General features: G+C 37.0%; 14 protein-coding genes. 13 read left to right on the forward strand and 1 reads right to left on the reverse strand.

The features are described 5' to 3' along the window. Position 1: 1 nt before the first annotated feature. The 13 genes from hypF to IPK35_21555 all read left to right on the forward strand — a co-directional run bounded on the left by hypF (position 2) and on the right by IPK35_21555 (position 11,655). Positions 2-2,278, forward strand: a complete 2,277-nt coding sequence (gene hypF / locus IPK35_21495) for a carbamoyltransferase HypF (protein MBK8055775.1) — start codon at positions 2-4, stop codon at positions 2,276-2,278. A gap of 17 nt (positions 2,279-2,295) precedes the next feature. Further along, positions 2,296-3,453, forward strand: coding sequence for an ABC transporter substrate-binding protein (locus IPK35_21500; protein MBK8055776.1), 1,158 nt, complete (start codon positions 2,296-2,298; stop codon positions 3,451-3,453). After that, positions 3,440-4,522 carry an iron ABC transporter permease gene (locus IPK35_21505; GenBank protein MBK8055777.1) on the forward strand — a complete coding sequence of 361 codons (1,083 nt, stop codon included), beginning with the start codon at positions 3,440-3,442 and terminating at the stop codon, positions 4,520-4,522. The genes IPK35_21500 and IPK35_21505 overlap by 14 nt, the downstream gene beginning before the upstream one ends. Then, positions 4,519-5,271: an ABC transporter ATP-binding protein gene (locus tag IPK35_21510; GenBank protein ID MBK8055778.1), complete on the forward strand. Its 753-nt coding sequence runs from the start codon at positions 4,519-4,521 to the stop codon at positions 5,269-5,271. Before IPK35_21505 ends, IPK35_21510 begins: the two co-directional genes overlap by 4 nt. A 369-nt stretch (positions 5,272-5,640) precedes the next feature. Then, on the forward strand, positions 5,641-5,859 hold the full coding sequence (locus tag IPK35_21515; GenBank protein ID MBK8055779.1) for a hypothetical protein: 219 nt from the start codon (positions 5,641-5,643) through the stop codon (positions 5,857-5,859). Beyond that, a complete protein-coding gene (locus IPK35_21520) occupies positions 5,844-6,146 on the forward strand; it encodes a type II toxin-antitoxin system VapC family toxin (GenBank protein MBK8055780.1) in 303 nt (100 codons plus the stop codon). The genes IPK35_21515 and IPK35_21520 overlap by 16 nt, the downstream gene beginning before the upstream one ends. 696 nt (positions 6,147-6,842) lie before the next feature. Beyond that, entirely contained in the window at positions 6,843-7,118 is a 276-nt protein-coding gene (locus tag IPK35_21525) for a HypC/HybG/HupF family hydrogenase formation chaperone (GenBank protein ID MBK8055781.1), read from the forward strand. Positions 7,119-7,141: 23 nt separating this feature from the next. Next, on the forward strand, positions 7,142-8,242 hold the full coding sequence (gene hypD / locus IPK35_21530) for a hydrogenase formation protein HypD (GenBank protein MBK8055782.1): 1,101 nt from the start codon (positions 7,142-7,144) through the stop codon (positions 8,240-8,242). Between the two features lie 77 nt (positions 8,243-8,319). Beyond that, positions 8,320-9,339 carry a hydrogenase expression/formation protein HypE gene (hypE, locus tag IPK35_21535; protein MBK8055783.1) on the forward strand — a complete coding sequence of 340 codons (1,020 nt, stop codon included), beginning with the start codon at positions 8,320-8,322 and terminating at the stop codon, positions 9,337-9,339. A gap of 35 nt (positions 9,340-9,374) precedes the next feature. Next, positions 9,375-10,484, forward strand: a complete 1,110-nt coding sequence (locus IPK35_21540; protein MBK8055784.1) for an NHL repeat-containing protein — start codon at positions 9,375-9,377, stop codon at positions 10,482-10,484. A gap of 5 nt (positions 10,485-10,489) precedes the next feature. Next, positions 10,490-10,720 carry a hypothetical protein gene (locus IPK35_21545; GenBank protein MBK8055785.1) on the forward strand — a complete coding sequence of 77 codons (231 nt, stop codon included), beginning with the start codon at positions 10,490-10,492 and terminating at the stop codon, positions 10,718-10,720. Between the two features lie 3 nt (positions 10,721-10,723). After that, positions 10,724-11,296, forward strand: coding sequence for a bifunctional nuclease family protein (locus IPK35_21550; protein MBK8055786.1), 573 nt, complete (start codon positions 10,724-10,726; stop codon positions 11,294-11,296). Between the two features lie 11 nt (positions 11,297-11,307). Next, positions 11,308-11,655, forward strand: a complete 348-nt coding sequence (locus IPK35_21555; GenBank protein ID MBK8055787.1) for a hydrogenase maturation nickel metallochaperone HypA — start codon at positions 11,308-11,310, stop codon at positions 11,653-11,655. A 32-nt stretch (positions 11,656-11,687) separates the two neighbouring features. On the opposite strand, the gene IPK35_21560 is transcribed toward IPK35_21555, so the two are convergent. After that, positions 11,688-12,899 carry an HD domain-containing protein gene (locus IPK35_21560; GenBank protein MBK8055788.1) on the reverse strand — a complete coding sequence of 404 codons (1,212 nt, stop codon included), beginning with the start codon at positions 12,897-12,899 and terminating at the stop codon, positions 11,688-11,690. Between the last annotated feature and the right edge of the window lie 84 nt (positions 12,900-12,983).

Consider the following 12,983-nt stretch of genomic DNA (forward strand, 5'->3'; position numbering starts at 1 on the left):
AATGGTTGGCTACCATATTCACATCAAAGGTCAAGTACAAGGCGTAGGATTTAGGCCATTTATTTTTAATCTTGCAAAAAAAATGAACATTGTTGGTACGGTTTCTAACGGGTCTGACGGAGTTCATATCCAGATAGGTCAAGCCGTTAAAGAAATTTGTGATCAGTTTATAGCGAATATAATTGCTGATGCGCCGCCCAGATCAAAGATTTTATCTATAAACATTACAGAAAAAGAAGACCTTTATTATACAGATTTTAGCATCATTCATTCTGAATCTAAAGGAGACAAAAACGTCCATCTAAGCCCCGATTTTGGGATTTGTGAAAAATGTGCGGAAGAATTATTTGACCCCAACAACAGAAGATTTCAATATCCATTCATCACCTGTACCCAATGTGGTCCCCGATTATCCGTAGTGCATGACATACCTTATGATAGAGTTTGGACGAGCATGTCTGCATTTACCATGTGTCCTGAATGTCAGAAAGAGTATGATAATCCCGATGATAGAAGATATTTTTCGCAGACAAATTCATGCGGCACATGTGGTATTCAGCTCAAGATTTCATCCAATCCCGACATCATTGAAAGTGACATCATAAACTACACAGTACAGGAACTAAAAGAAGGTAAAATCGTAGCTGTAAAAGGTATCGGTGGTTATTTGTTATTGTGTGATGCTTCAAATTCTCAAGCCATTCAAACACTTAGAGCACGTAAAAAAAGACCTAAAAAACCATTTGCATTACTATACCCAAATGTGGAATCCATAAAGCAGGATGTTACACTTGGCGAAAATGCAATAAATGAAATCAGCCATACAGCATTTCCTATCATTCTGGCTTATACAAAAACTGAACAGCGCTCTAATGTCCAATATGATGATGTCGCACCTAAGCTATCTCAACTGGGTGTCATGCTTCCCAATAGCCCACTACTTAGCCTTATTTCGGTAGCCTTTGGTGGTACTTTGGTGGCTACGAGTGGAAATATCAGCGGCTCGCCTATCATATATGACGATGTGATTGCTGACGAACAATTTAAAGACATTGCTGACTTTATTTTGAGCCACAATCGGGATATCGTCATGCCACAAGATGATAGCGTTATAAGGTTCTCGCCATTTTACCATTATAAAATTGTCATACGTCGCAGTCGAGGCTATGCACCAACCTATTGGCCAAGTGGTACGCAAGATTTGCCATCTATCTTCTGTGCAGGAGCTGATATGAAAAGTGCATTTTTACTAGCATCAAAAAACAATATATACATCAGTCAGTTTTTGGGTGATCTTTCGGCTTATGACGGTCAAGTCGAATACAAAAAAGTATTGACACATTATCTAAAGGTATCCGGCATACAGCCACTACATATCGTGTTTGACAAACATCCGGGCTATTTTTCTTCTACTCTGGCAACAGTGTATCCTGATGCAAAGACTTATTCGGTACAACATCATAAAGCTCATTTTTGTGCTTGTCTTTACGAAAACGATTTGATATCAGCCACAGATTCTATGATTGGTATCATTTGGGACGGTGTAGGCTACGGTGATGATGGACAAATGTGGGGCGGAGAATTTTTTATGTATGAAAACAAACAGATTACCAGAACACACCACATTTCTTATTTTGACTATTTGCTAGGGGATAAAATGTCATTACAACCAAGACTATCTGCACTTTCACTTTGCAAAAATTTACCGAAAGCTGATGAATTGCTAGTACATAAATTTTCTGATCAAGAATGGGCATTGTACAAAAAAATCCTTCAACAACATGTAAGTATTAAGACTTCAAGTATGGGCAGAGTTTTTGACGCAGTAGCATCATTGCTGGGATTGGGTGATGTTAATAGTTATGAAGGCGAATCTGCCATGCTTCTTGAAGATCAAGCTTACCAATTTTTTAAGGAAAAAGGATTAAATTGGAATGAGAGTTATAACATTGCTGAACAAACAGGAGCTTCTATTTCTATAGCGTCTCTTTTTACAGGTATTCTGGAAGACATTCATTTGGGAAAGGAAGCGACTATGATAGCTGCTAAGTTTCACCTAACCTTGGTAAGAATGATAGAAAATATAGCAAAAAATCAAGGTGTCAAAGTCCTGGTTTTCAGTGGCGGAGTATTTCAGAATGGGCTTTTGGTAGATCTTATTCATCATCATTTATCACCAAAATATAACTTGTATTTTCATAAAAATCTATCTCCTAATGATGAAAATATTGCATTGGGACAAATGGCTTATTTCATGAATTTTGGCTATTCAGTTTAGAAATAATTTACTAATACATGCATTCATTCACTAAACTACAGCAACTCTCCTTAACATTGTGCCACAAAAATCTAAACGTTTTGTATAAGACCAATTATATCTGTTTTTTAGCAATTTCATCAATTCTAATCTTTGGATCATGTGCGCCATCTACAGCTAAAAGTGATGGCAAAAAAAGAGAAGTCACAGATGCTTTTGGAAGAAAAATAATTGTAAGTGACACGATACGTAATATAATCACAATGAAAGCGGGTGCCTTGCGTATGATCTGTTATATGGGTGTTCAAAATAAAGTCAAGTACATCGAAAAAAATGATATAACCCGCAAAGTACCTTATATGATGGCAAACCCACAGCTGAAAAATCTGGAAGTTCTGGGTGTAGGCAACAATTTTGATACCGAATCTTTGGCCATGAGTACAGCTGATGTGATCATCGCTACATATATGACAGCTGCCGAAGCAGATGCACTTCAATCCAAGAGCAATAAACCCGTTTTTTTGCTCCAGTACGGTGACATGGGAACCAATATTGATAAGTTTTACAATAGTCTCAAGGCTTTGGGTACTCTTTTTTATAAAACAGAACGCGCTGATAGCCTGGTTCAATTTATCCAAGAAACCCAAAATGAACTTAAAAAAAGATCCGGTCAAAATATACGTAAAATATCAGTGTACATTGGTGGTATCGCTTTTAACGGAGCTCAGGGCATTACTTCTACACGAGCGCAATATCCACCATTTTTATTTTTGGATGTACACAATGATGTGGATGATCTCAAAGGTAGCTTAGAAAGCATCGGTGATGGCCAGAAAAATATGCTCATCGATCCTGAACAGATATTGCTGTGGAATCCCAAATATCTTTTTTTGGATGTGGCAGGGTCTGAAATCTGGAGTACAGAAATCGATGGCCCCACGTACAGTCAATTGGGCTGTTTAAGAAACAATCAGGTATTTAGCGTGCTGCCATTCAACTGGCATAGTATAAATTATGAAAATTTGCTTTGTAACGTTTGGTTTATAGGCAAGACCATATATCCAGAGTCATTTTCAGATATTGATGTGGAAACGGAAAGTAGAAAAATTTACCGTTTTTTTCTTGGGCAAGATGTGTATGATGAAATGAACAAACTATATCTGCCTTTTCAAAACATAAGGAATGATCAGCGATAAAAAACAAAATCAACCACTGCTTCATTCCTATCGAAACTATATAAAGTCAAAATATCTTTATTTAGTGATTTGTGCGATTCTCTTGCTGTTTTTACTGGCAGCTGGCATTGGTATTGGTCCCACATCTATAGGTTGGGATGATATCATTTCTGCTTTACAGGGCGAAAATAGTGGGTCATCGCAACACGTCATTTTGCATTTGAGAATGCCGAGATTATTTGCAGCGATGCTGAGTGGAGCGGCTTTGGCAGTGTCGGGTGTAGTGATGCAAAGTGTACTTAGGAATCCTTTGGGTTCGCCATTTACATTGGGCATCTCTAATGCAGCCGCTTTTGGTGCTGCGTTTGCCTATATTTTTTTGACTGAAAGCAGTATAATCCATCAAGTATCCGCAACTTTCCCTATCATCCAATCGCTTATAGTCACTTTGTCTGCTTTTGTTTGGGCTATGATTGCATGTCTTTTTATATTATTAGTAGCCAGGATGAGAGGCACCACACCTGAAAACATGATCCTGACCGGAATTATTGCCAGTACATTGTTTACGGCCATGACGTCAATATTACAATATTTGGCAGACGATATAAAATTGGCTTCCATCGTATTTTGGACTTTTGGCGACTTATCCAAGGGTGGATGGAATGAGTTAATGTTACAGTCACTAATTTTAATACCTGTTCTTTTCTATTTTATTAGAAAAAGAATGAGTTTTAATGCATTGGATTCAGGAGATGATGTGGCTTATAGTCTAGGTGTACAAGTATCTTCATTTAGAAAGACTTCCATGGTTTTGGCTTCATTGATGACGGCTTGCATTGTTTCATTTTATGGCATTATTGCATTTGTAGGATTGGTTATTCCACATATTATACGTAGATTGATCGGTGGAGATGAACGTTTTTTATTGCCTGCGTCTGCTTTGACGGGAGCAATTTTTCTGATGCTGTGTGATATTGTAGCCCGAACAGTACTCAGTCCTATTGTCATCCCGGTAGGTATTTTGACGTCAATGATCGGTGCGCCAATGTTCATATTTTTACTTATCAAAGGTAAAAGATATCAAGCATGAAGATGATCGATATTCAAAACATTAGCTATGCTTATGGCAAAACCAAAGTATTGGACCACTTCAGTCATGTTTTTGAGCGTTGTCATTTTACGGCTATAATGGGTGTCAATGGATCTGGCAAATCTACCCTAATCAGATGTATCAATGGGATGAACAAAACATCATCAGGTCAGATTTTTATAAAAAACAAACCAATAGACCAAATGTCCGTGGCTGACATTGCTCAGCATATTGCGTATGTGCCCCAAGTACACCAAAATCTTTTCCCTGCTACTGTTTTTGATACCGTTCTGGCAGGGAGAATCCCATATATGACATGGCGGCCCAAGACAACAGATATAGACATTGTCCGGGACATTCTTCAAGAAATGAATCTAACCGACATGGCACTCAGAGATATCAATCAATTGAGTGGTGGCGAAAGACAAAAAGTATTTATAGCCCGTGCCTTAGCTCAGAAAACCGATGTCATTTTACTAGACGAACCCACATCCAATCTCGACCTGAAGCATCAAATGGAAATCATGACTTTGCTTCAAAATTTAGCTACTACTGGTAAGACCATCATCATGGCCATACATGATATCAATATGGCTTTAAAATATTGTAATCGTTTTTGTATGATGAAAAACGGTCAGTTGATAGCTTCTAGTTTGTCTTCTGAGATTGATCCCCAATTGATAAAAACGGTATATGATGTAGATGCCGAAATTGTTAATATTAACGGTCAAAAAATATTGATTAGTTGATGCAAATCTAAGGGACAGTCGCAGTAACGCTAAAGACGTCATTAAAATCATGCTAAAGTTTGACAAGTTTATAACTGTGATCCAAGTATTATTGAATCAGTCTGATGCCTTACAGGTTTAAATTCAATAGCTCAATGATCAGAATACAAAGCTGCTTTTTTTATACAATTTTAGCTGACGCATTAAAAATGCTGGAAATATGACATTGCAGTTACAAACTGCGACGATCGAGATTATTGTTACTTTCGGATTTTTAGATTAGGAATCACAAACACCTATTCACCAATAAATAAATTTTTAAGCAACTAAATTTTATAAAAAATTGTTATAAATTTTTTTCTTTTGAAATTGAATTCTTAATTATTTGGAATGATGGATAATACAATGCTAATACAAATAACCAATCAAAAAGCGGTAGGACTTTTACATGAGTTGGAAGAATTGGATTTGATTAAAGTGCTTAAAGCAAATTTTGTTCCTGACAAACAAAAACTTTCTGATAAATACAAAGGGATTATCAGTAAAAAGCAAGGGCAAAACCTAAACGAACATATTAAAAAAATGCGTAGTGAATGGAACGATATCTGATTGATACTAATGTTGTGTCTGATTATCTTTCTGATTCTTTTACTGCTGCTGGAATGGCTTTTATGGATATTGCAATTGACGCTATCCCAAATATTTCAATCATTACACAAATTGAACTGCTGTGCTGGGATTCTGATAAAATGACCGCACAAAGCGTTAAAGATTTTATTGATGATAGTGTAGTAATGAACATTAATGCCAATGTGATTTCGTATTGTGTTGCTTTACGCAAAGGTAAAAGAATAAAAACACCTGATGCCATAATTGCCGCTACTGCTATGGCTTAAGGATACACTTTGATTACTGCCAATGAAAAAGATTTTGCTAATATCAAAGGATTAAGACTTATTAATCCACATAAGATGTGAACTTATTTGTGAATCCCGCTAAAGCTCGACAAGTTTTGTAATTCGACACCAAAAATATTAACCCGATGGTCGCAGTTTGCTACTGCGATCCTATTATTTAAGAATTTGCAATTCGTCACCACAAATACCTATAAACTATAGCACAAAATCTAGAAACAAATAGTTTTGTGCTTTATTTTTAATTAAGTAAGATGCGTATTGAATTTACCCCGTTGGATATTTATCCTACGGGGTAAAGGGTAAAGATTTATAAAATAGTATATCGCAATTGCAAACTGAGACAATCCATGTATTTGTTTTACCAAAAATAAAGTTTAGAGTATGTTTAAACTTTTATCATTTGGCTCCAAGCGGCAAATTTAATTTTAGGCAGCGTTATATTTTTCGCCGTAACTTCCGGCTATGTCTGCAAAATATGCCTTGTCCAAAATTAAATTTCCTCACTTTCGCTCAAACATAAAAATTTAAACATACTCTTAATTGTTCTGCTTGGTTACACATATATTCGTTATTTTCTTTCGTTTTACATTAGAAAATATTTACTAAAACTAGTATTTGTTATCATGCAATACGGTACATAGTGTAAATTGCGTCTTCATTTAAAAAACATCGTTTATGTGTCTGGCAATACCTGGTAAAATAAAAAGTATAGAATACAAATACGACGGACTTGTACGTATGGCCAAAGTCCAGTTTGGAGGCATCACCAAAGAAGCAAGTCTCGAGATGGTCCCTGCTGCCAAAGAAGGAGATTATGTCCTGGTACACGTAGGAGTAGCCATCAGTATCGTCAATGAAGAAGAAGCCATGCTCACCTTTAAATATCTGGAAGAAATAGGAGAAATAGACGAACTCGTAGAAGTATCGCAAATAGATAGACAAGATTTGTAATACCAAAACTAAAAACGAAGAGTATGAAATTTATGTCTGAATATCGCGACCCTCAGCTGGTCGAAAAGTACCTTGCCGAAATCCACAAATCCACCACTCGTCCATGGTCGATCATGGAAGTTTGCGGCGGTCAGACACATAGTTTGGTGAAAAATGGCATCATCAATCTACTGCCAGAAAAGATCAATATGGTCCATGGTCCTGGATGTCCGGTCTGTGTGACACCTTTGCATCTTATAGACAAAGCGGTACATCTTGCCATGGAAAAAAATGTCATCTTGTGTTCTTATGGCGATATGCTCAGAGTGCCCGGATCTAAATATAGTTTGCTCGAAGCTAAAGCACGAGGTGCAGACGTAAGGATCCTATACTCTCCATTAGAAGCCGTAAATCTGGCTAAAGAAAATCCCAATCGGGAAGTAGTATTTTTTGCAGTAGGATTTGAAACTACAGCTCCTGCCAATGCGCTTTCTGTGCTTCATGCAGAGCGTGCACAAGTACAAAATTATTCGATTTTGGCGTCACATGTCTTGGTTCCACCTGCTATCGAAGCGGTGATGGATGATGAAGGCGCGAAGATTGATGGATTTTTGGCAGCTGGTCACGTTTGTACCATTATGGGTATTCATGAGTATTATCCATTGGTTGAAAAGTACCATGTACCTATTGTGGTCACTGGATTTGAGCCCGTAGATATCGTTCAAGGCTTATTGATGACCATAAAACAACTAGAAAAAGGGGAAGCCAAACTCGAAAATCAATATTCCAGAGTAGTAGATTCTGATGGAAATCCTGAAGCGATAAAAATAATAGAAAAAGTATTTTATACTACAGATAGAGAATGGAGAGGTATAGGTAATATACATATGAGCGGTTATCAAGTCAGACCTGAATATGCGCTTTATGATGCCAACAAAAAATTTGATATTAATATCGAAAAAGTAGATGAAAACAAAGATTGTATAGCTGGTCTCGTTCTGAAAGGAATCAAAAAACCTTATGAATGTCCGCAATTTGGCAAAGGATGTTCGCCACAGATGCCACTTGGTGCACCGATGGTCAGTAGTGAAGGAGCATGTGCAGCATATTATCATTTTTCTAATGCTATGGAATCTATTTCCTAATAGAAAACTTCATCTGTGCTTAAAAATTAAAATCCATAATGAACCCAAAAACAAACATACTATCTGCTTCATGTCCTATGCCTAAAATGGATTTTGATATCATTACCTTGGGTCATGGCAGTGGTGGATTATTGACCAATAAATTGTTGGAATCAGGCGTTTTTAATCTATTCAGCAATGAGTACCTGAATCAAAAACATGACGGCGCCACACTTTCATTAAATGGTCAGGTAGCATTCAGCACGGATAGTTATGTCATATCTCCCATCTTTTTTCCAGGTGGAAATATAGGAGAGCTTGCGGTAAATGGTACTGTAAATGACTTAGCCATGTGCGGTGCAAAAGCCAAATATTTATCACTTTCTTTTATCATAGAAGAAGGCTTGAGAATGGACGAATTTTGGGAAATACTCCTATCCATAAAAGCAGCTGCTGAAAAAGCACAGGTATTGATCGTCACAGGTGATACCAAAGTCGTAGAACGTGGCAAAGGCGATAAAATATTTATCAATACTTCGGGTATAGGCATCATACATCCTGAGGCAAATATATCTATCAGTAACGTAAGAGTCGGAGATAAAATCATTGTAAGCGGCCAGATAGCCACTCATGGTATAGCCATCATGAGCGTACGTGAAGGCCTTGATTTTGAAACATCAATAGAGAGTGACACTTGCCATTTTAATTACGTAGTCCCCCGGATTTTAAATAAATATGGCAATGACATCCACCTGTTTAGAGATCCGACTCGTGGTGGTGTAGCTACGGTACTCAATGAGATAGCCAGAGACAGCAATCTGGGTATCGACATAGATCAGAAATATATAAAAGTATCAGATGATGTAGCTGGTGCCTGCGAATTGCTCGGTTTAGATCCACTTTATGTGGCCAATGAAGGCGTATTTATAGCTGTGGTCAATGAATCAAAAGCGGCAGATATATTGGCTGAAATTCAAACTTGGGAAAATGGACAAGATGCTTTCATCATAGGAGAAGTGGTAGAAACACATCCCAGGCAAGTTATTATAAATAGTAACATCGGCGGTAAAAGAGTGGTCAATATGCTATTGGGTGAACAATTGCCAAGAATATGTTAGACAATCAAATAATAAATATTACCCTGAAGAAGGCGATGCCAGTTACTGAAGGCCTGATTGCGCCACAAATTTCTGTAGAAGACCATATTTTCTATGGTGAGGAGGGAAATCCCTTTTTGGCTCCTCGAGGCGTCTTCATCTCTGGAAATAAACTTATGGTTGCCGATACGGGACAAAACAGGGTTTTTATATGGAATCAGATACCAAAAACTCCTTATCAAAAGGCCGATGTTGTCCTCGGGCAGTTGCTTACGACAGATACAGGTCGAAATAGCGGAGACTCTGTACATGCTAACACACTCATGTATCCATCAGGAATATGGACAGATGGCCACAAACTGGTAGTCGCTGATGCGTGGAATCACAGGGTGTTGGTATGGCATATTTTCCCTACATCACACGGACAATCAGCGGATGTAGTGATAGGCCAAAAGGACTTTTTTAGTAATCAACCCAATATTTTAGGAATCGGCCAAACCCCAAATGCACAGTCCTTAAATTGGCCTTACGGCGTATTTAGTGATGGGTCTCGGCTCTATATTGCAGATACCGGAAATCGGAGAGTGCTCGTTTTTAATGAATTTCCTACTGAAAACTTCAAAGAAGCAGATGCCGTCATAGGTAAACCCAATTTTGAAGAAAGAGATTATGAAAACACCGATGCTATTTGGCCATATTCCGTCAAACTTAATACAAAAGGTCACATAGCTATTACAGATACGCAATATTACCGTGTTTTGCTTTGGAATTCTGTAGAAAAAGCGCTATCATCTTCATCTGAGATCATCATCGGGCAACCTGATATCGATAGTAGTGGACAAAATCAATTCAACTTATATCCTAAAGAAAATACTTTGTCTTGGTGTTATGATACTTGTTTTTATAAAAATGGAATATTCGTAGCAGATACCGGCAACAGCAGGATACTATGGTTTGAAAGTTTACCATCAGCAAACAACCCAAGTGCGCAAAGTCTGATAGGTAAAAAAGATTTCAATACAGGTAGCGAAAATGCAGAATCTATTTTTGGTACAGAAAAATCAATGTATTGGCCATTCTCGATTAGTGTGGATGAAGTTGAAAATAAATTAGTCATAGCAGATACCGGCAATCACAGAATTATTTTTCATACTTTAATGATCTAACGGATATGACAGACCAAGAAATTATTGACAAATACGACCCAAAAGAATTACTACTCCTAGTCTTGAAAGGGATGGAAGTTGCAATTCACAATCATGATGGAAAATATGTAGAAGTCGAAAACGGATATTCCATTGAAGTAGAAGGTAAATCTCTGTACAAACTTTTACACAAGGGACAAGTCGTAGCACCATTTGCTGACGTGGTAGAAATGTGTGGATTTATAAAAATGGGGTAACTTATGCAAGATAAAATAGAGATGTCGATCATTGCTTTGTCAAAAAGCAAAACATCAGAAAACAATTATGTAATAGTTTTAGAAGACGAAAATAGTAAAAAAAGATTACCTATACTTATTGGAGGTAATGAAGCGCAATACATCGGTATAGTCTTAGAAAGGCTCAACACTAAGCGCCCGATGACTCATGACTTGCTGAACACCACAATAGAAGCATTAGGCGGAAAAGTAAAGTACATATATATTCATGAGTTAAAACAAGAAATTTTTGTAGCAGAGGTTGTCATCCAACAAAAAGAAAGCGCTGATTTAGTGCATATCGATGCTCGGGCTTCCGACGCCATTGCTTTAGCTACAAAAACTGGTGTTCCTATTTATACCAATGAAGATATACTAAACCAAGCAAGTTTTCTCAATGAAATCTATGTCATAGAGAGTAATAAAACTTCATTTAATGATTACTCAATACCTGAATTGGAAGAATTGCTTTTGAAAGTAATCCAAAAAGAAGACTATGAGAGTGCCATCAGAATCAGAGAAACTATTCAAAGAAAAAAGTCAAACCTAAATTCCTAAATCTGATCATCATGCACGAAATATCATTGGTAAGAAATGTGTTTAATACCCTACATCATGAATTTGATGATGAAACGATACCAAAAATAAAAAAAATAAAGATTATAGCAGGAGTCCTTTCCAATATTGAACCTATATTGATGCAAAATGCTTTTGAAGCAGTGGTCGCTACGGATGCTCCCGAGTTTAAAGATGCTATTATGGATATACAAATATTACCAGTCATCATCGAATGTCTGCATTGCCAAACTAAGTCAGAAATAAAGAACTATACTTTTGTCTGTTCATTTTGCCAAAAACCAAGTAATAATATCATACAAGGCAATGAATTATTGATCAGTGGTGTGGAAGTGGAGTGAGCTGAGATTCTTTGTGAGCATACTGCATTTTTCTATAAATCAATGTTTTTGGCGTGAAACAAAAATGTCCTTTCCTCTGCCTGAGTATTCAAATGTGTATTTAATGCGCTGTAAGGCAATACTTTTCCGCTTTTCAAGAGCATATTGATTTCTCCGGATTTAGTATCATACGGATAGATAACTTCCTTTTTTTCGGCAAAAAAATATTTTATTTCATCATCAGTCAATTGGTGTGCTTCCTGAAATATTCTTTTATTTTCAAGAAAAAATGCCATTGACGCTTCAGTACTCAATGATACTTTCAGTAACTTTCTTTCCAATACATTTTTACACAATGCGGCAAATATTCGGTCTGGATGATTGACTGACCTTTTGATCATCCACAGGATATCCATATCATCGAGTTGTACGTAATTGGATAAGAACTCAGGCTGATGCAGGAAATCTTTTTCATCGCCTTTCAAACTTAAGAAATAATTCAACTCATCAGAAGATGGTATCCCGATACCTGAAATAGCAAGATAACGAGCTCTGTTTAATACAGCAATCAACATTATCTCTGCAGATATTACCGTCTTATGAAGATATACCTGCCAATACATCAAGCGCCTGGCCATCAGAAATTTTTCTATAGAATAAATACCTTTTTCTTCGATGACCAGTTGTTCATCAGATACATTCATCATAGTGATGATACGATCATAGCCAATGATGCCTTCAGCTACACCTGAAAAAAAACTGTCTCTGGTCAAATAATCCATTCTATCTACATCTATTTGCCCGGAAACAAGCTGATGTAAAAATGGCCTGTTGTAGCTTCCTCTAAATATGGAAAGTGCCAAACTAAAATCTTTACCTAAGTCTTCTCCGATTTTCTCCATGATGATCAGTGAGATCTTTTCATGATGCACGTCTGCCAAGGTATGTTCTAAAGCATGAGAAAAAGGTCCATGTCCAACATCGTGCAATAAAATTGCAATACAAACTGCTTCAAATTCGCTATCGGAAATACTTACACCCTTTGATCTGAGTGTGTCTATAGCTCTGCACATCAGATGGGTCGCCCCTAATGCATGCTGGAATCGTGTATGCATTGCACCGGGATATACATAGTGAGAAAGTGCCTGTTGAGATATCCTGCGCAATCGCTGAAAGTAAGGATGATCTATAATTTCATATATCGCATCAAACGGAAATCTGATCAATCCGTAAATAGGATCATTAAATATTTTCTTTTTGTTCATCAGGTAAAAATAATATTAAAATCTGAACGTTAAGTATTGATACAATGTTTAGTGGGTATTATAAATTGCACCTTTTCAGTGTTT

The sequence above is a fragment of the Saprospiraceae bacterium genome (assembly GCA_016713025.1).
Classification (GTDB): Bacteria; Bacteroidota; Bacteroidia; order Chitinophagales; family Saprospiraceae; genus OLB9.